Source organism: Pseudomonas sp. GW822-FHT03F04 (assembly GCF_058801405.1).
Map to the genome: position 1 here is coordinate 756,487 of NZ_JBXANF010000001.1, position 22,820 is coordinate 779,306.

Sequence of the window (22,820 nt, forward strand, 5' to 3'; positions counted from 1 at the left end):
TCTCCTTATCGGGCACGCTTAACCGCCAGTGTTTGCAGCCACCGGAGGATGTCGGGCGGTGATATCGAACAGCGTGTAGGACAGCGTCAGGTGCTTCACGTCCTTGGGCATGTCGCGGTCAACGATGAAACGCACCGGCATCTCGATCTGCTGACCGGGCTGCAGCACCTGCTGGGTAAAGCAAAAACATTCGGTCTTGTGGAAATACGCCGCCGCTTCGCTCGGGGCGATGCTCGGTACGGCCTGGGCGCTCATCGGTTTGTCGGTGGGATTGCGCGCGATGAAAATCATCTCGTTGACCGCGCCGGGGTTGGCCGTCAGTTCGTCATGCTTGGGATAGAAATCCCAAGGCATGTCGACATTGTTGGTCGACAGGAACTGCACCCGCACCTGCCGGGACTTGTCCACAACCTGCTCGCCTTCGTACTGCCCGGCGGTCTTGCCATTGATGCCGAACGCCTTGCACATCACGTCGTAGATCGGCACCAGGGCAAAACCGAAGACAAACATCGCCACCACCACGCCGAGCAGTCGGGTCACCAGTTTCTTCAGCGATATCGAGTCAGCCATGGCGGCGGCCCTCAAGGGCTAGGGGTTTCATTTCACTTCCGGCGGCGTGGTGAAGGTGTGATACGGCGCCGGCGACGGCACGCTCCACTCCAGGCCTTCGGCGCCATCCCACGGTTTGGCCGGTGCCGGCTCGCCACCACGGATGGTCTTGATCACGATGAACAGGAAGAAAATCTGCGTGGCGCCGAACATGAACGCGCCGATCGACGAGACCATGTTGAAGTCGGCGAACTGCAGGTTGTAGTCCGGAATCCGCCGTGGCATCCCCGCCAGTCCCACGAAGTGCATCGGGAAGAAGGTCATGTTCATGCCGACGAAGGACAGCCAGAAGTGCAGCTTGCCCAGGGTCTCGTCGTACATGTGGCCGGTCCACTTCGGCAGCCAGTAATAGGCCGAGGCGAAGATCCCGAAGATCGCTCCCGGCACCAGCACGTAATGGAAGTGCGCCACCACGAAGTAGGTGTCCTGGTACTGGAAATCCGCCGGGGCGATGGCCAGCATCAGCCCGGAGAAACCGCCGATGGAGAACAGGATCACGAACGCCACGGCAAACAGCATCGGCGTCTCGAAGGTCAGCGAGCCTTGCCACATGGTGCTGGCCCAGTTGAACACCTTCACCCCGGTCGGCACTGCGATGAGCATCGTCGCGTACATGAAGAACAGCTCGCCCACCAGCGGAATGCCTACCACGAACATGTGGTGCGCCCAGACGATGAACGACAGGAACGCGATGCTCGCCGTGGCGTAGACCATCGAGGTGTAGCCGAACAGCGGCTTGCGCGAGAAGGTCGGGATGATCTGGCTGACGGCGCCGAAGGCCGGCAGGATCATGATGTACACCTCGGGGTGGCCGAAGAACCAGAACACGTGCTGGAACAGCACCGGGTCACCGCCACCGGCGGCACTGAAGAAACTGGTGCCGAAGTGGATGTCCATCAGCATCATCGTCACGCACCCGGCCAGTACCGGCATCACCGCGATCAGCAGGAACGCGGTGATCAGCCAGGTCCAGACGAACAGCGGCATTTTCATCAGCGTCATGCCGGGGGCGCGCAGGTTGAGGATGGTGGCGATCACGTTGATCGCGCCCATGATCGAACTGATCCCCATCAAGTGGATGGCGAAGATGAAGTAGGTCACGCTTTCCGGCGCATAAGTCGTGGACAGCGGCGCGTAGAAGGTCCAGCCGAAGTTCGGCCCGCCGCCGGCGGTGAACAGGGTCGAGACCAGCAGCAGGAAGGCCGCCGGCAGCAGCCAGAAGCTGAAGTTGTTCATCCGTGGCAGCGCCATGTCCGGTGCGCCGATCATCAACGGGATCATCCAGTTGGCGAGGCCGACGAACGCCGGCATCACCGCACCGAACACCATCACCAGCCCGTGCATGGTGGTCATCTGGTTGAAGAACGCCGGTTCGACGATCTGCAGACCGGGCTGGAACAGCTCGGCACGGATCACCATGGCGAACGAGCCGCCGAGCAGGAACATGCAGAACGCGAACCACAGGTACAACGTGCCGATGTCCTTGTGGTTGGTGGTCAGCACCCAGCGCATCAGGCCTTTGGCGGGGCCGTGGGCGTGGTCGGCATGACCGTGGTCATCGATGACAGCGCTCATGGCCGGTCTCCTTCAAGTGAGTGGACTTGGCAGGCCGGGGCGCCTTGCCCCGGCCGGTTCACGAAGTACGCAATAGACCGGCTCATTTGCTTTCCGCCTGTTTCAGCTCCAGCACTTCTTTTGGCGTGACCATGTCGCCCTTGTTGTTGCCCCAGGCGTTACGTTCGTAGGTCACGACCGCTGCGATATCGACTTCCGAGAGTTGCTTGCCGAACGCCGCCATGGCAGTGCCCGGTTTGCCGAAGTACACGCGGTGCAGGTGATCGGCTTTCGGCCCGGTGGCAATCGGCGAGCCCTTGAGCGCCGGGAACATCGGCGGCAGGCCCTGGCCTTCGGCCTGGTGACAGGCTACGCAGGTGGTGTGGTAGATCTTGTCGCCGCGCTCCTTGAGCTCGTCGAGGGTCCATTCCTTGCTCGTCAGCTCTTTGAGCTGCGCAGCCTCGGCCTTGCGATCGGCGAGCCATTTTTCGTAGTCCGCTTTCTCTTTGACCTCGACCACGATCGGCATGAAGCCGTGATCCTTGCCGCACAGCTCGGCGCACTGGCCACGGTAGAGGCCGGGCTTGTCGATGCGCGTCCAGGCTTCATTGACGAACCCGGGGATCGCATCGCGCTTGACCGCGAAGGCCGGCACCCACCAGGAGTGGATCACGTCGGCAGAGGTGACGAGGAAACGCACCTTGGCCCCGGTCGGCAGCACCAGCGGCTTGTCGACCTCGAGCAGGTAATGCTCGCCCTTGGCTTCCTTGTTGTGAATCTGTTCGGCGGGGGTGGCCAGGTTGCTGAAGAACTCGACGTCCTGGCCCAGGTATTTGTAGTGCCACTTCCACTGATAGCCGGTGATCTGGATATCGATATCCGGCTCACTGGTGTCGTACATGCGGATCAGAGTGGCGGTTGCCGGAACCGCCATCGCCACCAGGATCAGCAGCGGGACGACGGTCCAGAGAATCTCGACGGTGGTGCTTTCGTGGAATTTTGCGGCGACCTGCCCGGTAGAACGGCGGTGCACCATCATCGACCAGAACATGGCGCCGAAGACGATGATCCCGATCACCACACAGATCCAGAAAATGGTCATGTGCAGGTCGAATACTGCGTGACTGATTTCAGTCGCTCCAGGCGCCATATTCACAGTCCAGGCAGCGTGCACCGGGCTGAAAATCGACCACAACAGGAGGCCCATCCAGACGTGTGGATGTCGCATCATTGCGGGTTCCCCTTATCGTTCTTGTTATCCCGCCGGCTTTCGCCTGCGGCAAGGGAGCGGCTGCATCAGACTACGAACTTGAATCGCCGGGCCTTGCTGCGGGTGCAGTCGGGCGTCATCAGCTAACTCCATTCAATGGCGAGTATAGACAGCGGCTGAAAAATGCAATGCGCGGACGTCAATCGAGTGAAACAGCTGGCACTTGCGTTCCGGGGCACGAATGGAGAAGGATGCAGACGAGTGGTGGCAAACCGATATAACGCAGGTGTATCAAGGATGAAATAATTATGACAAATGCGTCTTAGCATTTTTCGTAAGCCAGCTAAGTTATGTCTTCCCTATTTCATTGCCTTGTTTCCTGGAGTTTTCATGAACACCGCCGCATTGCGCGAGCAGATCCACATAGCCCGACAACACGAGATTGAAACCGGAAAGCTGACCCGTCAGCTGGAAGCCCAACTGCAACACCTGCACCCGGCGATCCAGTTGCCGGAAACCGACGCCAATGGCGTGCTGACGCGTTTTGTCGCCGCCTACATCGATGAAGTGCCAGACCTGCTGGATGCAGCCAATGAAGTCGCCAGGGAAGCGGGAATCGAGTCACAGATCAAACCGGTGCTGAAAATCGCCGAACAGTACTTTCTCCAGCCGCCGGTCGGCCTGGACAGTCTGCTGGACGAAGCCTACCTGGCGCACCGTTTTGTCGAAGAGGTCAACGACCTGTACATCAAGCATTTCGGCCAGCCACTGATCCCCTTGGACATGACGGTCGCCAATCTGATTGCTCACCAGTTGCTCGGTGAGGAATTTGCCAATCAACTTGATGAAGTGGTGCATCACGCGGTGGACAGCATGCTCGACGACGACAGCTTTGCGCTGGAGTCGGTGGAAGCCTACCGCGAGAAACTCAGCAGCCCGGACACCGGTGCGGCGTGGAAACGCTGGCCGTGCATGAGTCGCCGTCTGGGCGTGGGCCTGGAACTGGATCAGCCTGCGGCTTGATCTCTGCGCAAACGATTGGGGGAACAGATTGCTCTGTTCCCCCAAATGTTTTCAGCCTGCCGCACCGATCCCGGTGGTGGTACGGATTCGTCCTTCAAGCCGTCGCTTCAATCCCCGCGACTCGATCAACAGCTTCGAACCCTTGGCCGCATTGGCCCGGCCCCACTCTTCCAGCAATTCCAGACACGAATGGTCGATGTAGCTCAGGTTGTTGAGCGGCACGTGCACCGTCGTGCCCGCAGGAATGCTGCCCAGCACCTGAGTCAGCGCAGGCACCTTGAGAAACGTTGCCGCGCCCACCAGACGCAACTCCATTTCCCCGTCCTGCGGCAGATCGATCAGGCTGATCTTCAGCCTTGAAGCCTTGAACGCCAGTTTCACCAGGGTCAGGCCGAAACCGATCAGCACGCCGGTCAACAGGTCGGTGAAGATGATCGCCAGCGCCGTGGCGGCGTAGGTGAACATCGGCATCCGGCCGTAACGGCCCAGACCACGGAACGCCTTCAGGTCCACCAGTTTGAAACCGGTGTAGACCAGCACCCCGGCCAGGCTCGCCACCGGAATGCTTTGCAGCACACTCGACAGCAACAACACGAAGGCCAGCAGCCACAGGCCATGGAAAATCGTCGAGTAGCGCGTGGTGGCGCCGGCCTGGACGTTGGCCGAGCTGCGCACGATCACCCCGGTCATCGGCAGTGCGCCGACCAGCCCGCAGAGCATGTTGCCGACCCCTTGCGCCGACAGTTCTCGGTCGAAGTCCGAGCGCGGGCCGCTGTGCATGCGATCCACCGCGGCGGCGGACAGCAGGGTTTCGGCGCTGGCGATGAAGGCCACGGCAAACGCGGCAATCAGCAGGGTCGGATCGGCCAGGCTCAGCAGATCCGCCGGTTTCAGCCAGTCGATGGCTTCTGCCAGGTTCGCCGGTACTTCAACCCGCTTCACTTGCAGCGCCAGCAACAGACTGGCGCCTGTCGCCAGCCCTACACCGAGCAGCGCGCCGGGAATGAAACGCAGTGAATGCGGACGGCATTTCTCCCACAGCCACATCACGGCGATGGTCGACAGCCCGAGCAATCCGGCCTGCCAGCCAAACGACGGCAAGGCCTGGGCCACTGCGCCGGGGAATGCCGTCAGGTTGTCCAGGCCAGAGGGTTTCGGTGCGGCATCCAGCATCACATGCACTTGTGAGAGCACGATCAGCACGCCGATCCCGGCGAGCATCCCGTAGACCACCGCTGGCGCCGTGACCCGAAACCAGCAACCGAGCTTCAGGCGCCCGGCCACCAGTTGCAGCAATCCCGCCAACAACAGGATCGGCCCGAGCATCTCGATCCCGTGCTGGCGCACCAGCTCGAACACCAGCACCGCCAGACCCGCTGCCGGCCCGCTGACCTGCAACGGCGAACCCGCCAGCCAACCCACCACCAGTCCACCGATGATCCCGGTGATCAAACCTTTGGCCGGCGGCAGCCCCGAAGCAATCGCAATGCCCATGCACAGTGGCAGGGCGACCAGAAACACCACCACCGAAGCCAGCAGCTCCCGTGGCAACACAGCTTTCAATTGAGCCGCACGCATGATGACTCTCCCGAAGTTTTCTTCAGGCGTGGCGAAGCCTGGCCGCTGAAACAGCGACCGGCGTCAGACCACACGGATTTTTAGGAGGATTTAGAAGCGCGCTTTGGGCGTCGCCACCGGAATCGGATGGCTGCCATCGAGCGGCAGGAAGCGTCCCTGATCCGCGTCGTAAGCTTTGATTTCGCTGGTTTCGATGTTGTAGACCCAGCCATGGATGAACAGATGACCGTTCGCCATGCGCGAGGCTACCGAAGGATGGGTACGCAAGTGCTGCAGTTGGGCGATGACGTTTTCCTCGGTGAGGATCGGCATGCTTTCTTTTTCGTCGGTGCAGTTGCAGTTGTCATGCACCATGGTTTTCGCGACTTCGGCGTGGCGCAGCCAGGCTTTGACCGTCGGCATCTTTTCCAGGCTGTCCGGATTGAGCACTGCGCGCATGGCGCCGCAATCGGAGTGGCCGCAAATGATGATGTGTTGCACGCCGAGCGCCAGTACCGCGTATTCGATGGCGGTGGAAACGCCACCGTTCATCTGGCCGTAGGGTGGAACGACGTTGCCGACGTTACGGGTCACGAACAGATCGCCGGGGGAACTCTGGGTGATCAGTTCAGGAACGATGCGCGAGTCGGCGCAAGTGATGAACATCGCCCGTGGCGACTGGGCCGTGGCGAGTTTCTTGAAGAGTTCTTCCTGTTGCGGAAAGACCTCATGATGAAAATGCAAAAAGCCGTCAACGATATGTCGCAGCGCTGCATCGGCGGATTCCGCCCCAGGGACGGCTTGCGCCGACGCAGCCAACGGCTGTTTATCCTTGTCACTCATGATTCATCCTCTTTGGCGGATTCGGGGAGTCGTTCCCGTGTATTCCGGTATGAAGCCAGTGGCTGTTTAAAAACATCCGGGTCATCCCGACCCGTCAGTCACTCGATGAACAAGGTAACCGCCGAAACTTAACTCAAACTGAATCAAGCGCTCTAGAACGTGTGTTCCAGGTCACAAAAAACGTGACCAGCGTAACCGGGCAAGCAATTCCCTCCACTCAACCATAGGCCAATTGTCCCTAAATCAGCGCCATCTGGCGACCCGGCGGACAAAAGGCTGTGCAATCCAGATTGAAACCTTCGCGGTGATTGAGTCCCAGGCGTTTCAACACCTTGGCGAAGCGTTGCGCGAGCAGGTCGGCGAACGGCCCTTCACCGCGCATTCGTGCGCCAAAACGGCTGTCGTACAGCTCGCCGCCACGACTCTGGCGGATCAGGCTCAACACATGCGCCGCACGCTGCGGGTAGTGCGCTTCAAGCCATTCCTCGAACAGCGGCGCCACTTCCAGCGGCAGGCGCAGCATCATGTAAGCGGCGCTCTGGGCTCCGGCGGCGTGGGCTTCGGTCAGCAGGCTTTCGATTTCGCTGTCGTTGATCATCGGAATCATCGGCGAGCACAGCACACCGACCGGGATACCCGCTTCGCGCATCACCCGGATCGCCCGCAACCGGGCCTTGGGCGCGGCGGCCCGGGGTTCGAGAATGCGTTTGAGCTCATCGTCCAGGGTGGTGAGGCTGATCATCACCGCCACCAGCCGTTGCTGCGCCAGTTCGGTGAGCAGATCGAGGTCACGCAGGATCAGAGAACCCTTGGTGACGATGGTCACCGGGTGCCGGTAGCGCAGTAATACTTCGAGGGTCTGACGGGTGATTCTGTGTTCGCGTTCGATCGGTTGATACGGGTCGGTGTTGGAGCCCAGATTGATCGGCGCGCATTGGTAGCCTTTTTTCCCCAGCTGCTCTTCCAGCACCTGGGCGGCGTTGGTCTTGGCGATCAGCTTCGTTTCGAAATCCAGCCCCGGCGACATGTCCCAATAGGCGTGGCTCGGCCGCGCGTAGCAATAAATGCAGCCATGCTCGCAACCGCGATAGGGATTGATCGAGCGGTCGAAGGGCAAGTCCGGTGAGGTGTTGCGGGTGATGATGGTTTTCGCCGTCTCGAAACTGACTTCGGTGCCCTGGGTCAGTGGCACTTCCTGATACCAGCCATCGTCCTCGGCCACCGAACGACTGGGCGCGAAGCGGTTGTGCGGATTGGTGGCGGTGCCGCGACCGCGCGGGGGAAGAGGGGTAGACATGGCAGCGCCTCGATACTGTGTGCATATACAGTATCGAGGCGCTGTCGATCTGACTAGTGCCGTTGGGCGAACGGTCAGTTGTGCTGTGTCACCTGGCCGAGGTCATCGGTCGAGGTGTGCTTCAAGTCTTCCTTGCGTAACTCCGCAACATCAGCTGCTTTGACCGGCGCGCCCTTGTTGCCCCAACTGCCTCGGATGAAGCTCACCACATCCGCCACTTCCTGATCCGACAGACGCCAGGCGAAGCCGGGCATGGTGAAGGTCGACGGCGTGGTGTGCGTCGCAGGCAGCGTGCCGCCCTTGAGCACGATGTGGATCAGCGACGTCGGGTCTTCCGATTGCAACACCGGGTTGCCCGCCAGCGCCGGGAACACCCGGGTGTAGCCGTGGCCATCGGTGCGGTGGCACGCCGCGCAGTTGTCGATGTACACCGACGCGCCACGCTGACTGTCATCCCCATTCCACAAGGCCTTGGCGGCTTTCTCGTCGTACTGATGTGGCTGGTCGGCAGGATCATTGGCCGGCAGCGATTTCAGGTAACGGGCGATCGCGGTCAGGTCGGCGTCGGTCATGTACTGCATGCTGTGGGTGACCACGTCGCTCATGCCGCCGAACACCGCACTGCGATCGCTGCGACCGGTCTTGAGGAACTGCACCAGTTGCTCTTCGCTCCAGCTGCCGAGGCCGTCCTTGTGGTCGCCGCGCAGGCTCTTGGCGATCCAGCCTTCCAGCGGCGCGCTGCCTGACAGAAAACTGCTGCCTTCGGCCGCGCTCAGGGATTTTTCCTGCATGGTCAGGGCCCGTGGCGTATGGCAGGCACCGCAATGTCCGAGGCCTTCCACCAGATACGCCCCACGGCTGACGACGGCATCGTCCGACGCGGGTTTGTAGTCCTCGATCTTCGGCGCGAACAGCCAGCGCCAGCCCATCAGCGGCCAGCGCATGCTCAATGGCCATGGGATGTCGCTGGCCTTGTTCTCCTGCGCCACCGGTGCAACGCCGTGCATGAAGTAGGCGTAGAGCGCCTGCATATCATCCTGGCTGACACGGGCGTAGGACGGATACGGCATCGCCGGGTACAAGGTACTGCCATTTTTGGCGACGCCATGACGCACAGCCTGGTCGAACTCCTCGAAGCTGTAGCCGCCCAGCCCGGTGTTGTCCGGGGTGATGTTGGTCGAGTAGATCGTGCCGATCGGGGTTTCCATCGGCAGGCCACCGGCGAACGGCTTGCCGTCCTTGGCCGTATGGCAAGCCACGCAGTCACCGGCACGGGCGAGGTATTCACCTTTTTTGATCAAGGATTGATCAACTTCGGCGCCGTAAAGGGAAGCGCTGCCGAGCAGTGCCAGGGTCGCGATAACGAGAGTCTTCATGGTCATCGCTCCTTAAGCCTGAACCAGCGGGCCGGGGTTTTTCAGGTATTGCTCGCGGATCGCTTTCGCCGACCAGTAGGTCAGCGCGGCGACCAGCCCGGTCGGGTTGTAACCCAGGCCTTGCGGGAACGCCGACGCACCCGGGACGAACACGTTGTGCACGTCCCAGCTCTGCAAGTAGCGGTTCAGCGCGCTGGTCTTCGGATCGGTGCCCATGATCGCGCCACCGTTGAGGTGGGTGGTCTGGTAGGACGCAGTGTTGAAGTGCTCACCGACTTTCTTGCCAAGCACTGCAATGGCTTTCGGGCCCATGGCTTGCGCGACCTTGCCCATTTTTTCGACCATGAAGCGGTTCATCTTGATGTCGTTTTCCTGCCAGTCGAAGGTCATCCGCAGCAGCGGCAGGCCGTAGGCATCGCGGTACACCGGGTCCAGATCGAGGTAGTTGCCACGGTAGGACTGATGCGCGCCGTGAGCGTCCATCGACACCTGGTGGGTGTAGTAATCGGCGGTCGCGCGTTTCCAGTCGCTGCCCCAGGCCGGGGTGCCTGGTGGGTTGGAGGTGCCGGCAATCGGACGGCTGCCGGCCTGGTTGACCCACATTGGCGAGCCACCGACGAAACCGTGTGGCCCGTGGTCGAAGTTGTCGGCGTTGAAGTCGTCCAGCGCCACGCCGTTGCCGCCGGCGCCGATGAAGTTGTTGGTGTGGGTGTCCTTGTCGAAGAACGCCTTGATGGTCGCCATGTTCTGGTAGGCGAAGTTACGTCCGACCACGCCTTCGCCGCTGACCGGATCGTACGGTTTGCCGATGCCGGAGAGCAGCATCAGCCGTACGTTGTGCAACTGGAACGCGCCGAGGATCACCAGATCCGCCGGTTGCTCGATCTCGCGACCCTGACCGTCGATGTAGGTGACGCCGGTGGCTTTGGTTTTCGTGCTGTCGAGGTTGACCCGCAGGACGTGGGCGTTGGGCCGCAGTTCGAAATTCGGCAGCGGTTTCAGCGCCGGCAGAATATTCACGTTCGGCGACGCCTTGGAATACATGTAGCAAACGTAGCCGCTGCAGAAGCCGCAGAAGTTGCACGGGCCCATCTGCGCACCGTAAGGGTTGGTGTACGGCCCCGAAGTATTTGCGGAAGGCAGGTTGTAGGGTTTGTAACCGACCTCTGTGGCCGCTTTGCCGAACAGTTGTGCGGAAACCGTGTTCTTCTGCGCTTCCAGCGGAAACGGGTTCGAACGATCCGGCGCGTATGGGTTGCCGCCCTTGCCCTGGCCGACCAGTTGGCCTTTCACGGTCCAGGCTTGGCCGGAGGTGCCGAAGACTTTTTCGGCGAAATCGAAGAACGGTTCCAGTTCTTCATAGCTGACGCCGAAGTCCTGGATGGTCATGTCCTTGGGGATGAAGCTTTTGCCGTAACGCTCTTCGTAGTGGCTGCGCATGCGCAGCTCGATCGGGTCGACACGAAAGTGCACGCCCGACCAGTGCAGCCCGGCGCCGCCCACGCCATTGCCCGGCAGAAACGCGCCCAACTGGCGGTTCGGCAGGGCGATGTCGTTGACGCTGTGACGGATGGTGACGGTCTCTTTGGAGATGTCCTGGAAGAGTTTTTTCCGCACGCTGTAGGTGAGTTCGTCGATCACCTGGGGATAGTTGCCGTCAGGGTAGGTGTCCTGCATCGGCCCGCGTTCCAGCGCCAGCACGTTGAGACCGGCTTCGGTCAGCTCCTTGGCCATGATTGCGCCTGTCCAGCCGAAACCGACGATCACTGCATCGACCTTCTTCATTACCGTTGCCATGCTCACGCCCTCTCGCCGCGAATCGAAACTGCCGGGAAGGGGTATTGCTCGTTGCGTTCCACCCAATCCATGAAATCGGCGCGGGCGCCGGGGAAGCCGATCATGGTCCAGCCGACCATGCCTTTATTGCCACCGTGGATCGGGTCGCAGAAGAACCCTTCCTTGGTGTTTTGCAGCAGCAGACTGAAGAAAATCTTCGCTGGAACGCTGTCGAATTGCGGTTTTCCGGCTTCCAGCTGCTTGAGCAGATCGTCTCGGGTAGCGCTGTCTTGCTCGGCAAATGTTTTGCCATTGAGGGATTTTGCCCACTGATCCGTGGCGGCGATGCCGAGGCGATAGATCTCTTTTGGCACCAGTTTGCTCTGCCAGCCCATCTCGGGCGCAGCGTCGGCATTGAACGGGCCTTGCATGTACCAGAGGGCACCGGCGGCGTACGGCGTGTTCATCTGGCGGTCGATGTATTCCGGCACGCCAGCCTCGAGAGCGCCAGGGCCCTGGGCATCATTGGGGATCAATTGCGCAACGGCGGCATTGATGAACGCCCACTCTTCGGCGGTGAAGTAGTTCGGTTGATAGACGCCCGCGTCAGCGCCGGCCGGTTTTGCCGGTGCCGCAGCCGGTGCGCTTTCCGGGGCGGCTTGCAGCACGCTGCTACCGAGTCCGGTGCCGGCGAGGGTGACCACCGGGATCAGGGTCAGGGATTTGCGCAAAAACTCACGCCGCGGGTTGTCTCGATCTTGATCAGACATGGGGTGCACCTCATCAGGCATTGATGGTTATCAGCCGCTTCTGGGGACGGCTTTTGAGTGGTCGGTTGCGACGTGGCCGGAAATGACCCGGAAAAGGGGGACGCGTCTGCAACATGATGTGACAAATGGTAGCAGCCTAACCAACCGGATGAATCGATTCAGCCGAAAAAAAGCCCGGATTTGCGACGAAGGATGTCCCTGGCTTCACGTTTCTTTGACAAACGCCTCACAGGGATTTGACTGGACAACCCTCAAGCTGCGGCCCTCACTGACGAATCCCACACGGTCACCACTCAGCATGTCCTTGAAGCGTTTTTCCTCTGCGATCTGTTTCTCGCTGCTTGCCCTGCTCGGCTCGATCCCGGCCCATGCCGCAGATGCGCCGGTTTCTCGTCCTCCGGAATGGGCGCAACCGGTCGAAGTGAAATACAACTTCTTTCAGATGTCGCCCACGCTTTATCGCAGTGCGCTGCCTGACGCCGGTGCCGTGCCGTTGCTGCAAAACCTGAAAGTGGCAACGGTCATCAACTTTCTGCCAGAGGCGGATTCGAGTTGGCTGAACGCTCCTGGCATCAATCAGGTGCAACTGCCGTATCGCACCAATCATGTCGATGACAGCGACGTGCTCAAGACCTTGCGCGCGATCCAGACCGCCGAAGCCAACGGCCCGGTGTTGATGCATTGCAAGCACGGCTCCGACCGCACCGGCCTGATGGCCGCGATGTATCGCATCGTGGTGCAAGGCTGGAGCAAGGAAGACGCCCTGAACGAAATGACCCAGGGCGGTTTCGGTGAAAGCGGTCACTTCAAGGACGGCGTTCGCTACGTCATGCAGGCTGATGTCGAGAAGCTGCGTACCGCACTGGCCAATGGCGATTGCAGCACCAGTGCGTTCGCTACTTGCTCGATGAAGAGCTGGTTCCAGACCGTCAATCTGAAGTAACCCGCCGGATGATCGAACGGCCGGCACCCACGTCTTCACTGACCGGCCGGCCGACGAAAGCTTTCACTGCTTCCAGTAACGGGCGCCCGGCCCCGGGTGCAAAGAACGTTTCCCGGAACGCCCGGCCGGTCTGCGGCCTGAACACCCAGTCATGACTGAAGCGTTTGAACGCTTCTTGAGCCAGCACCCCTGACCAGACATAGGCGTAAACCGAGGCGTCGTACTGGGTCACCATGTAATCGAAACCATTGGCGAACCGGTGACCGTCCGGTAGTTGCAGGTGAATCATCGTCCTCTGCACGTCGGCGCAAACCGCTTCGACAGAGCGCCCATCGCCGTGGGTCAGGTGCAGCTCGAAATCGATGATCGCGCCCATCAGCAGCAAGGCTTTTTGTCGGCTGGCGTGGGCCTGACTGGCCGTCAGGGCGGCGTCGACCCGTGAAGCACTCAGGCGCTCGCCGGTCTGGAAATGCGCGCCGAGCCACAGCACAAACTCTCGCGACTGACACCACTGCTCGAACAGTTGCCCGGAGAATTCCGCTGCCTCATGGCCCAGTTGCAGGATGCCGGACAGGGTGTGATGAGGTGAACGCGTCAGTACGTGCTGAAGGCAGTGGCCAAACTCATGAAAAAGTACCTGCAGGTCGTCGAGTTCGAGAGGGCACGGATGGCTGTCAGTGGCCGGAGTGAAATTGCTGTAGAGCACAGCAATGGGGAGCGCCGGGCGCCCTTCGGCATTGATCCGGCGGTTGCGCAGCGTGGAGGTGCCGGCGAAATCCGCAGCGTTGTCGCGGTGAAACGGGTCGAGGTAGATGTAGCCGATGACTTGCTTGTGCTCGCTGATTTCCAGCAGCCGTACATCGTCATGCCAGTGCCTGCCGCTGATTTGCTCGACGATGCGGATCCCGAACATGCGCTCACAGAACAGACAGAGCCGGCGCAGGGTGCCCTCGAGCGGGAAGTAATCACGCAGGTCGTCCAGCGCACCGGGAAACTGCTGCTGGCGCCATTGTTCGGCGAGAAAGTCTTCATCCCATGGCTGAATCCGGTCGATGCCGCGTTGCAACGCAAAGGCGGCCAGTTGTATGGCGTCCTGCTCGAGAGCCGGCGCCAACTGCGCAACCTGGCGCTGGAGAAAATCACTGACCCACGCTGTCGTCCCGGACATGGTTTTTGCCAGCGTCAGTTGCGCGGCGTTTTCGTGGCCAAGTAAACGGGCTTTCTGTTGGCGCAAGGCAAGCAACGCCGTCAGTACCGGGCCGTTATCGAAGCGGCCGGCCAACGGCCCCTGATCGGAGGCGCGGGTCGCGTAGGCCACACAGCATTCCTCCCGCAAGGCACGGTTCTCGGCGTACTTGAGGATGTGATTGCAGGTGTTCTGATCCAGACGGATCAGCCAGCCGTCATGGCCGGCCTCGCGTGCGGCGCGCGCCAGGCGATCCCTCATCGCCGGTGACAGGCCCGCGAGCAGTGCAACGTCGTCGATACGTTTGCTCCAGGTCTCGGCCCAGCGTTCGAGGTGGGTCAAAAACACGGATTCCAGGCCGCCGATCTCAAGGTTCAACCGGGCCAGTTCCTGCTGTTGCTCAGTGGGAAGCTCGATGCCCGACTGCCTGAATTTGCGCAGTATCCGCGCCAGCACGATCTTGCGTGACTCATCGAAGTTGGCCGCGATCGAGCTCCGCGCCAAACGCTGGTAGGCCTCGTACAGCGGGCGATTGCGGGATTTTTCGGAACGATACTGATTGATTGCCAGATGCGTCTTGGCGCTTTCCACGAGCCACGTGGCATCGTCGGACCTGACCATCGACAACGTTTCGAGAATCGAGCGAACTTCATTGAGACGGGCATCCGCTTCATCGATGCTCAGCACCAGATCATCCCAGCCGGGGTGCTCGGCCTGACTGGCGATCACTTGCGCAATGATTTGTCGGTTGTCGGCAATGATGCTGTTGATCGCCGGCAGCAGATGCTCGGCGCGAATATCCGGCCAGGGTGGCAGGGTCCAGCGTTGCAGGAGGGGATTGGAGTCAGGCATGGCAGCTTCCTTCGAGGCATGGCGGAAACGGCCAGCCTACGAAGCAAGTGCAGGGGACAGGTGTTAAGCCAATACCACCTTCCACCGGGATTCGGCAGAAGGTGGTTCTGGATCAGTGTTGCTCGTCGGGCTTTTTCTTCAGCTTCGGATTCGGGAAGAACTGCACTGCCTGAACCGTTTTGTCCGGTGCAGGCTTGAGCGCACTGGTGTTGACCCGCGTGCCCAGCTCTTTTGGAACCGACAACCCTTGTGCGTTCAGCGTATCGCTATAGCCGCACGCTACGCATTCGCGGTGCGGGACATCGTCCTCGCTCCACATCATCAGCTTGTCCGGCTCGCTGCACGCCGGGCAGACGGCCCCGGCGATAAAGCGTTTTTTGGTCTTCACAGGTGCCTCACTCATGCTGCCGCGTCCTCACTCAGGCCGCTGTGGCGCAAGAGTGCGTCAATCGATGGCTCACGGCCACGGAAGTCGACGAACAGCACCATCGGCTCCTGCGAGCCGCCGCGGGCCAGGATCGCCTCGCGGAAGGCGCGACCGGTGTCGGCATTGAGCACGCCGTCTTCTTCGAACTTGGAGAAGGCATCTGCCGACAGCACTTCCGCCCATTTGTAGCTGTAGTAACCCGCCGCGTAACCGCCGGCGAAGATGTGCGCGAAGCTGTTCGGGAAGCGGTTGTAGGCCGGAGGGCGCATCACCGAGACTTCGTTGCGCACGCCTTCCAGCACCTGCGCGACGCTGCGACCGTCACCGTGGGTGGCGTGCAGTTCGAAATCGAACAGCGAGAACTCCAGCTGACGCACCATCATCAGGCCGGACTGGAAGTTCTTCGCTGCGAGCATTTTTTCCAGCAGATCCTGCGGCAACGGCTCGCCGGTTTCGTAGTGGCCGGAAATCAGCGCCAGGCCTTCTGGCTCCCAGCACCAGTTTTCCATGAACTGGCTCGGCAGCTCGACTGCATCCCACGCCACGCCGTTGATGCCCGATACGCCGGCATGCTCGACGCGGGTCAGCAGGTGATGCAGGCCATGACCGAACTCGTGGAACAGGGTGGTCACTTCATCGTGGGTCAGCAGCGCAGGCTTGCCGCTGTCGGCCGGGGTGAAGTTGCACACAAGGTTGGCCACCGGGCTTTGCAGCACGCCGTCGAGGGTGCGGCGACGGTCGCGGGCGCCGTCCATCCACGCACCGCCGCGCTTGTTGGCGCGGGCGTAGAGGTCGAAGAAGAAGCGGCCGACGTGCTGGCCGTTTTCCTTGATCTCGAACAGGCGTACGTCCGGATGCCAGGTATCGAAGCCTTTCAGTTCGGCGATCTCGATACCGTAAAGACGTTGAACGATAGCGAACAGACCGCCCAGCACTTTGTCGATCGGGAAGTAGGCGCGCAGGGTTTCCTGGGCGACGCTGTAGCGTTGTTCACGGAGTTTTTCACCGTAGAAACCGCTGTCCCAGCTTTGCAGATCGGCGCAGCCCTGTTCGGCGGCGTAGGCCTTGAGCTGTTGCAGATCCTGGGCAGCGAACGGTTTGCTGCGCTTGGCCAGGTCGCGCAGGAAGCTCAGCACCTGGTCGCTGGATTCGGCCATTTTGGTCGCCAGGCTCAGCTCGGAGAAACTGGAGAAACCGAGCAGCTTTGCCAGCTCCTGACGCAGGTCGAGGATTTCGCCCATCACCGGGCCGTTGTCGTTCTGGCCGGCGTTCGGGCCTTGATCCGACGCACGGGTGCAGTAGGCGGCGTAGACTTCTTCGCGCAGCGCACGGTCCTGGGCGTAGGTCATCACCGCGTAGTAGCTCGGGAATTCCAGGGTGATCAGCCAGCCGTCGAGGCCTTTGGCCTGTGCGGCAGCCGCCATTTGCGCCTTGGCCGAATCGGTCAGGCCGGCGAGGGCGGCTTCATCGGTCAGGTGCTTGGTCCAGGCCTGAGTGGCGTCGAGCAACTGGTTGGAGAAGCGGCTGCCCAGCTCGGACAGCTTGCTCTGCACTTCGGCGTAGCGCTTCTGTTCGGCTTCCGGCAGGTCGATACCCGACAGGCGGAAATCGCGCAGGGCGTGTTCCAGGATAGTTTTCTGCGCCACGTCGAAACCGGCGGCTTCCGGGCTGTTGGCCAGGGCTTCATAAGCCTGGAACAGCTCGCGGTTCTGGCCCATCTCGGTGGAGTAGGCGCTCAGGGCCGGCAGGCACGACTCGTAGGCTTCACGCAGTTCGGCGCTGTTGCACACGGCATTGAGGTGGCTGACCGGGCTCCAGGCAGCGCCCAGGCGATCATTGAGTTCGTCCATCGCCAGCACCAGCCCGGCCCAGGTCGGGTTCTGGCCCTGAGTCTTGAGGATCTCGGCGATGGCGGCGCGGTTGTCGGCCAGGATGGTTTCGATGGCCGGCTGCACGTGTTCGGCACGGATCGCGGAGAACGGCGGCAGGTCGTAGGACTGCAGAAGAGGGTTGTTCACGCTCACGGTTGGCACCTTGGCTGGAAGAAACATGCGCCCATCTTAATTACAATCGACACCCACCGCAGCTATCGGCGACAGAGAGAGAACTAATCGTGTCCCTTCGCAAGTACCAGAATCACACCCCACGCTTGAGCAAAGGCGCTTTTGTCGACGGCTCCGCGGTGGTGATCGGCGACGTCGAAATCGGCGAAGACAGCTCCGTGTGGCCGTTGACGGTGATCCGCGGCGACATGCACCGCATCCGTATCGGCGCACGCACCAGCGTGCAGGATGGCTGTGTGTTGCACATCACCCACGCCGGCCCGTTCAATCCGGACGGCTTTCCGCTGCTGATCGGTGACGACGTGACCATCGCCCACAAGGTCATGCTGCATGGCTGCACCGTCGGCAGCCGCGTGCTGATCGGCATGGGCAGCATCGTCATGGACGGCGCGGTGGTCGAGGACGACGTGATCATCGGCGCCGGCAGCCTGGTGCCACCGGGCAAGCGCCTGGAAAGCGGTTTCCTGTACGTGGGCAGCCCGGTGAAGCAGGTTCGCCCGCTGACCGACAAGGAAAACGCCTTTTTCACCTACAGCGCGGCGAACTACGTGAAGCTCAAGGACCTGCATCTGGCCGAAGGCTACGACCAGCTCTGACTTTTCTCTCTATTGCCCGGGATTTTTCATGCATTACCAGACCGTACTGTTCGACCTCGATGGCACCCTGACCGATCCGCGCGAGGGCATCACCCGCTCCATCCAGTTCGCCTTGAGCAAACTCGGTATCGATGAGCCGGACCTGACCAAACTGGAACACTTCATCGGCCCGCCGCTGTTGCAGGCGTTCATGCAGTTTTATGGTTTCGATGAAGCCAAGGCGTGGGAGGCGGTGAATTTCTATCGCGAGCGTTTCAAGGTTACCGGTCTGTACGAGAACCGGGTGTTCGAGGGCGTCACACCATTGCTGGAAACCCTGAGTGGCCAAGGCCGGCAGCTGTATATCGCGACTTCAAAACCGTGGGTGTTCGCCCGGGAAATCGCCCGGCACTTCGATTTCGCCAAACACTTCAAGGTGATTTACGGCAGCGAACTGGATGGCACCCGTACCAACAAGGTCGAGCTGATTGCCCACCTGATCGCAGAAGAAGGACTGGACCCGGCCAATACGCTGATGATCGGTGACCGCAAGCACGACCTGATCGGCGCCCGCAGCAACGGTCTGGATGCCGCGGCGGTGGGGTATGGTTTCGGCAGCCATGAAGAGCTGAGCGCCGAGGCACCGGCTTATCACTTCGAAACCCTGGCCGAGTTGCATCAGGCGTTTCTGCAGCGCTGATCGTCAATCGGAGCGAAGGGCGGCCAGCTCACGCAGGGCTGTCTTTCGCTTGTCAGCCGGCAATCCGCCCAGTTTCTCCACCTGTGCATAGAACTTCAGCCAATCCCCGCCCACCTGCCTGAACAAGGCTGCAAACGCCAGCACCCACTGGTCATACAGCCCGAACGGCAACAACCGCGCATTGTTCAGCGGCGCATTGACCCAGGCGTCGTAGCGTTTGTCTCCGGCCCACTGGCTGTCGCGCATCGCCCGATAATCCCGGCGAAACCGTTCGAACTCGGCAGCCTTGCGTTCGCGCATGTGTTCGACGGGCATCGACTGGGCGTACAGCTTCTCCAGCCGGGTTCGGGTGTCGAGGATCAGTTGAATGAACTGATCCCGTCGTTTGAGCTGGGCATCGTTCTCTGGCGGCAAGCCACGAAACGCCCGCCACTGCCGGGTGCCTTCCTGCTCGACGAAGGTCGCGTAAGACTCGTTGAACTCGGTGTCGTCCTTCACATAGAAACGTTGGTGGCCCAGCTCATGGAAGATCAGCGTGGCCAACCGTTCGTCACCCCAGCCCATCATCGAGTTGAGGATCGGATCATTGAACCAGCCCAGGGTCGAATAGGCCTCGACGCCGCCAATCGACACGTCCATGCCTTGCAAGCGCTGAATCGCCGCCTCGCCCCGCGCCGCACTCTGGCTGTAGTAGCCGCGATAGGCCACGCAGCCGGCAATCGGGAAGCAATGGTTTTGCGGGCTCAGGGAAAACTCCGGGGTGGCGAACACGTTCCACACCACGTATGGGCGATGGATATCGGCGTACAGGCGATAGCTCTGGTTATCCGGCAGGTGCAGGTGTTGGCTGGCGAAGTCCCGGGCCTTCTGCGACTGGGCCAGGTGGGCACGCAGTGTGGCGTCCCGGCTCGGGTCGGCGATCACCTCGGCCACTGGCTCGCGAGCCCGCAGCAATTGCAGCTGACCACTGGCCAACTGACTGTAATAGCTGACGCTGGAACAACCGTTGAGCAGCAAAAGCAATGTGCTCGGAAACAAAACCCGCAAAACGCGATCAAGTAACCCAAGGCTTGGAAACGGCCTGATCACAATAAGAAATCCCCCGGAAAGTCTGATCGCAAGACTATCCCGCCCATTGGAGCTCCGCCATGCGCATGTTGATACTGACGGGAGGCCTGCTGACGCTGGCCGGTTGTGCCGGATTCGGAATGCCTTCGCCCGACCCCACGCAAGCCTGGATCGACCTGGATACACGGCAACAGGACACGGCGCTGCAAGCGCTGGAAGTCGACAAGAAGGCTGCCGTTGACAAACGTTACTTCGAAGTACAACCCGGCAGTCATGAACTGAAGGTGCGTTACCAGTTTCCGGTGGAGGCAACCAACATCGGCCCCGACGCGGAGCCCCTGTGGCGCGATTGCCAGTTGAACGTGACATTCAAGGACTTCAACGCCGGCCAACGCTATCAGCTCCAGGCCGGCAATATCGGTTTCCGGCCGTGGGCCAAACTCTATGACCAGCAGCGCAACGTAGTCGGTCAGGGCAAACCGGCAGGCTGTCAGCGCACCTGATCGGCGTTATGCTGGATGTCCGAATTCACGGACATTCATCATGCGCAAGACGATGCTGTTACTGGTTGCCGGTTTACTCGCCGGTTGTCAGACGCCGATGCCTCCGATCGATCCCAACATGGCCTGGGTCGAGTTCTCGACGCCGACCCCGGGCGGAAAATTGCTGATGGCCGAACGTCTCGACAAGCAGCGCCTGACTGACGGACGTTTTTTCCAGGTAACGCCCGGCAGCCATGAGTTGTTGGTGCGTTTCGATTTCGAGGCGCCTGGTGGAGGCGGCGGTCTGTTGAACGACCCCGTGGAGCGCCTGTGCTACCTGACCATCCGCTTCGACCATTTCGAAGCGGGTCAGCGTTATGTGCTGGAGGGTCGCTCCCTGATGTTTACTCCCAGTGCCCGGCTGTATAACGCCAAGCGGGAAATTGTTGCCGAGGATCGCGACACCTATTGCGCCATCTAACCTGAATCAGCGGTCGTTCTTCTGATAGATGATGGCCTTCGTACCGTTGTCGCAAGTGCCGACGATCATGGCGACGTCGTGCTTTTCGGCTTCCTCTTTGGAGACTATCTCCAGGGTGTAGGAGGGCACGGCATTCGCCTGAATCTTGATTTCGATCTCTTGCTTGAGTTCTTCGCAATCTTTTGGCGCCGCGAAGGCCGACGTCGCCAGCACGCCACAGATAACCGCCAAGGCAAAACGTTTCATGGTTGAAGCTCCTGGGAGCAGCGCGCACGAAGATGCGCGAAAGCTGCTGTCATTTATTCGACCACATTTTTGCCTGGCGGGTTCTGATTCGGCGCAAGTCAATCAACCGACCAGTGACGCATCCAGGCTGATCTTCGCGTTCAGCACCTTCGATACCGGACATCCTTCCTTGGCCTTGTTGCTCAGCTCCTCGAATTGCGCCTGGGTTGCACCGGGAATCTTCGCCTTGAGGATCAGTTTCACGGCGGTGATCGCGAAACCGCCCTCAACCTGATCGAGGGTGACTTCGGCCTGGGTGTCGATGCTTTCGGCCTTCAGCCCGGCGTCGCCGAGGATCATCGAGAACGCCATGGAGAAACAGCCGGCATGGGCGGCGCCGATCAGTTCTTCCGGGTTGGTGCCCTTGCCGCCTTCGAAGCGGGCCTTGAAGCCGTACGGCGCTTCCCGCAGGACGCCGGTTTCGGTGGAGATCGAGCCGATGCCGGTTTTCAGGTCACCTTCCCAATGTGCGGATGCCTTCTTCACGATAGCCATGTGTGCCTCCTCAAATCGGCGCGAAACGCCGCGCCATCAGGGTTTCTGCTTGCAAGGCTTCTGAGGATAGACGCCGGGACAAAGTTCAGCTCATCTGAATCGTTGACTTTTTTAGTAGGAAATTTCGGATCGGCTATTGAAACTCGGGTATATGCCCTTATTGCACAGAACACGCTTATGAATTGGGCAGGTTTGCGTTCGCCAAGAACAAACCTGCGCCCTCAATCGGAGATGCAGGTTTATGAAGCAACTGTCCGACGTAAAGTTTTCCACCCTCGATCTGGTGCCGGTGCGCGAGAACGGTAGCCCGGCCCAGTCGCTGCGCAACTCGCTGGATCTGGCGCAGCATGTCGAAAAATTCGGCTACACCCGGTTCTGGGTCGCCGAGCACCACAACATGGACGGCATCGCCAGTTCTGCGACGTCGGTGCTGCTGGGCTATCTGGCCGGCGGCACGTCGACTATCCGCGTCGGCTCTGGCGGCGTGATGTTGCCCAATCACGCGCCGCTGGTGATTGCCGAGCAGTTCGGCACCCTTGAAAGCCTGTACCCGGGGCGGATCGACCTCGGCCTGGGCCGCGCGCCCGGCTCCGACCAGATGACCGCCCGAGCCCTGCGCCGTGAACGCTCCGGCAGTGCCGACGACTTCCCGGAAGACGTGGCCGAACTGGCGCGTTTCCTCGGCCCGCGTACGCCGGATCAGCGTGTGATCGCGATGCCGGGCACCGGCACCAATGTGCCGATCTGGCTGTTGGGTTCCAGCCTGTTCAGTGCGCAACTGGCCGGCGAGCGCGGTTTGCCCTACGCCTTTGCCTCACATTTCGCACCGCGCTTCATGCACGAGGCGATTCGCGTCTACCGCAACCACTTCAAGCCATCGGAGGTGCTCGACAAGCCGTACGTGATGCTCGGCGTGCCGCTGGTGGCCGCCGACACCGACGAGCAGGCCGATTACCTGGCGACCTCGGTGTACCAGCGAATTCTCGCGCTGATGCGTGGGCAAAGTCTGGTGCAGCGTCCGCCGGTGAAAACCATGGACGGCCTGTGGCTGCCTCACGAGCGTGAGGCGGTGGGTGATTTCCTCGGTCTGGCGATGGTCGGCAGCCCGCAGAAAATCCGCGCAAAACTTGAGGTGCTGATTGAACAGACTCAGGCGGATGAGCTGATTTTCACCTGCGACCTGTACGAACACGCCGATCGCCTGCATTCCTACGAATTGCTGGCGCAGGTGATGAAGGGCTGAGGTCC

The 22,820-nt window shown here is 60.9% G+C and carries 22 protein-coding genes; 7 read left to right on the forward strand and 15 right to left on the reverse strand.

Annotated elements, in window-relative coordinates; all coding sequences use genetic code 11:
• Positions 1 to 18: 18 nt before the first annotated feature.
• From AC1RMX_RS03565 to coxB, 3 genes are all read right to left on the reverse strand, one after another.
• A complete protein-coding gene (locus AC1RMX_RS03565; RefSeq protein ID WP_085733843.1) occupies positions 19 to 570 on the reverse strand; it encodes a cytochrome c oxidase assembly protein in 552 nt (183 codons plus the stop codon).
• A 27-nt stretch (positions 571 to 597) separates the two neighbouring features.
• Positions 598 to 2,184 carry a cytochrome c oxidase subunit I gene (gene ctaD / locus AC1RMX_RS03570; protein WP_102621155.1) on the reverse strand — a complete coding sequence of 529 codons (1,587 nt, stop codon included), beginning with the start codon at positions 2,182 to 2,184 and terminating at the stop codon, positions 598 to 600.
• Between the two features lie 82 nt (positions 2,185 to 2,266).
• Positions 2,267 to 3,394 (reverse strand): cytochrome c oxidase subunit II, encoded by a 1,128-nt coding sequence (gene coxB / locus AC1RMX_RS03575; RefSeq protein WP_102621154.1) that lies wholly within the window; start codon positions 3,392 to 3,394, stop codon positions 2,267 to 2,269.
• A 369-nt stretch (positions 3,395 to 3,763) separates the two neighbouring features.
• Between coxB and AC1RMX_RS03580 the strand changes: the two genes are divergently transcribed.
• Positions 3,764 to 4,396, forward strand: a complete 633-nt coding sequence (locus AC1RMX_RS03580; protein ID WP_096822440.1) for a hypothetical protein — start codon at positions 3,764 to 3,766, stop codon at positions 4,394 to 4,396.
• Between the two features lie 51 nt (positions 4,397 to 4,447).
• On the opposite strand, the gene AC1RMX_RS03585 is transcribed toward AC1RMX_RS03580, so the two are convergent.
• The 6 genes from AC1RMX_RS03585 to AC1RMX_RS03610 all read right to left on the reverse strand — a co-directional run bounded on the left by AC1RMX_RS03585 (position 4,448) and on the right by AC1RMX_RS03610 (position 12,015).
• Entirely contained in the window at positions 4,448 to 5,974 is a 1,527-nt protein-coding gene (locus AC1RMX_RS03585; RefSeq protein ID WP_192559410.1) for a SulP family inorganic anion transporter, read from the reverse strand.
• 90 nt (positions 5,975 to 6,064) lie between these two features.
• Positions 6,065 to 6,796 (reverse strand): carbonic anhydrase, encoded by a 732-nt coding sequence (locus AC1RMX_RS03590; protein ID WP_096822442.1) that lies wholly within the window; start codon positions 6,794 to 6,796, stop codon positions 6,065 to 6,067.
• 238 nt (positions 6,797 to 7,034) lie between these two features.
• The gene (locus AC1RMX_RS03595) at positions 7,035 to 8,093 is read right to left on the reverse strand and encodes a PA0069 family radical SAM protein (RefSeq protein ID WP_096822443.1); all 1,059 of its coding nucleotides are present in this window, start codon (positions 8,091 to 8,093) and stop codon (positions 7,035 to 7,037) included.
• Between the two features lie 74 nt (positions 8,094 to 8,167).
• Complete coding sequence (locus AC1RMX_RS03600) at positions 8,168 to 9,469, reverse strand: c-type cytochrome (protein ID WP_493070448.1); 1,302 nt, start codon at positions 9,467 to 9,469, stop codon at positions 8,168 to 8,170.
• Between the two features lie 12 nt (positions 9,470 to 9,481).
• Positions 9,482 to 11,266, reverse strand: coding sequence for a GMC family oxidoreductase (locus tag AC1RMX_RS03605; RefSeq protein ID WP_096822445.1), 1,785 nt, complete (start codon positions 11,264 to 11,266; stop codon positions 9,482 to 9,484).
• Positions 11,267 to 11,268: 2 nt separating this feature from the next.
• Positions 11,269 to 12,015 carry a gluconate 2-dehydrogenase subunit 3 family protein gene (locus AC1RMX_RS03610; protein WP_096822446.1) on the reverse strand — a complete coding sequence of 249 codons (747 nt, stop codon included), beginning with the start codon at positions 12,013 to 12,015 and terminating at the stop codon, positions 11,269 to 11,271.
• A 298-nt stretch (positions 12,016 to 12,313) separates the two neighbouring features.
• On the opposite strand from AC1RMX_RS03610, the gene AC1RMX_RS03615 reads away from it, so the two are divergent.
• Positions 12,314 to 12,958, forward strand: a complete 645-nt coding sequence (locus AC1RMX_RS03615; RefSeq protein WP_096822447.1) for a dual specificity protein phosphatase family protein — start codon at positions 12,314 to 12,316, stop codon at positions 12,956 to 12,958.
• Here the strand turns inward: AC1RMX_RS03615 and AC1RMX_RS03620 are convergent.
• The 3 genes from AC1RMX_RS03620 to prlC form a co-directional block, all read right to left on the reverse strand.
• Entirely contained in the window at positions 12,945 to 14,996 is a 2,052-nt protein-coding gene (locus AC1RMX_RS03620) for a M3 family metallopeptidase (RefSeq protein WP_493070451.1), read from the reverse strand. The two genes, AC1RMX_RS03615 and AC1RMX_RS03620, sit on opposite strands and share 14 nt — an antisense overlap.
• A gap of 112 nt (positions 14,997 to 15,108) precedes the next feature.
• Positions 15,109 to 15,399, reverse strand: coding sequence for a YheV family putative zinc ribbon protein (locus tag AC1RMX_RS03625; RefSeq protein ID WP_007953955.1), 291 nt, complete (start codon positions 15,397 to 15,399; stop codon positions 15,109 to 15,111).
• The gene (gene prlC / locus AC1RMX_RS03630) at positions 15,396 to 17,474 is read right to left on the reverse strand and encodes an oligopeptidase A (protein ID WP_170929373.1); all 2,079 of its coding nucleotides are present in this window, start codon (positions 17,472 to 17,474) and stop codon (positions 15,396 to 15,398) included. The genes AC1RMX_RS03625 and prlC overlap by 4 nt, the downstream gene beginning before the upstream one ends.
• Before the next feature lie 62 nt (positions 17,475 to 17,536).
• On the opposite strand from prlC, the gene AC1RMX_RS03635 reads away from it, so the two are divergent.
• Together AC1RMX_RS03635 and AC1RMX_RS03640 are read left to right on the forward strand one after the other, a co-directional pair.
• On the forward strand, positions 17,537 to 18,082 hold the full coding sequence (locus tag AC1RMX_RS03635; protein ID WP_085647197.1) for a gamma carbonic anhydrase family protein: 546 nt from the start codon (positions 17,537 to 17,539) through the stop codon (positions 18,080 to 18,082).
• A gap of 28 nt (positions 18,083 to 18,110) precedes the next feature.
• On the forward strand, positions 18,111 to 18,761 hold the full coding sequence (locus AC1RMX_RS03640; protein WP_096822449.1) for an HAD family hydrolase: 651 nt from the start codon (positions 18,111 to 18,113) through the stop codon (positions 18,759 to 18,761).
• A 3-nt stretch (positions 18,762 to 18,764) separates the two neighbouring features.
• Here AC1RMX_RS03640 and AC1RMX_RS03645 read toward each other — a convergent pair whose 3' ends face one another.
• Complete coding sequence (locus AC1RMX_RS03645) at positions 18,765 to 19,850, reverse strand: aminopeptidase (RefSeq protein WP_493070454.1); 1,086 nt, start codon at positions 19,848 to 19,850, stop codon at positions 18,765 to 18,767.
• A gap of 59 nt (positions 19,851 to 19,909) precedes the next feature.
• On the opposite strand from AC1RMX_RS03645, the gene AC1RMX_RS03650 reads away from it, so the two are divergent.
• Together AC1RMX_RS03650 and AC1RMX_RS03655 are read left to right on the forward strand one after the other, a co-directional pair.
• On the forward strand, positions 19,910 to 20,332 hold the full coding sequence (locus tag AC1RMX_RS03650; RefSeq protein WP_096822451.1) for a PA0061/PA0062 family lipoprotein: 423 nt from the start codon (positions 19,910 to 19,912) through the stop codon (positions 20,330 to 20,332).
• 40 nt (positions 20,333 to 20,372) lie between these two features.
• Positions 20,373 to 20,792, forward strand: a complete 420-nt coding sequence (locus AC1RMX_RS03655; RefSeq protein WP_493070456.1) for a PA0061/PA0062 family lipoprotein — start codon at positions 20,373 to 20,375, stop codon at positions 20,790 to 20,792.
• 6 nt (positions 20,793 to 20,798) lie between these two features.
• Here AC1RMX_RS03655 and AC1RMX_RS03660 read toward each other — a convergent pair whose 3' ends face one another.
• Together AC1RMX_RS03660 and AC1RMX_RS03665 are read right to left on the reverse strand one after the other, a co-directional pair.
• On the reverse strand, positions 20,799 to 21,038 hold the full coding sequence (locus AC1RMX_RS03660; protein WP_074689739.1) for a DUF1161 domain-containing protein: 240 nt from the start codon (positions 21,036 to 21,038) through the stop codon (positions 20,799 to 20,801).
• 102 nt (positions 21,039 to 21,140) lie between these two features.
• Positions 21,141 to 21,572: an OsmC family protein gene (locus AC1RMX_RS03665; RefSeq protein WP_493070458.1), complete on the reverse strand. Its 432-nt coding sequence runs from the start codon at positions 21,570 to 21,572 to the stop codon at positions 21,141 to 21,143.
• A 241-nt stretch (positions 21,573 to 21,813) separates the two neighbouring features.
• Here AC1RMX_RS03665 and AC1RMX_RS03670 point away from each other — a divergent pair, with 241 nt between their 5' ends.
• Entirely contained in the window at positions 21,814 to 22,815 is a 1,002-nt protein-coding gene (locus tag AC1RMX_RS03670) for an LLM class flavin-dependent oxidoreductase (protein ID WP_493070460.1), read from the forward strand.
• Positions 22,816 to 22,820: the final 5 nt, after the last annotated feature.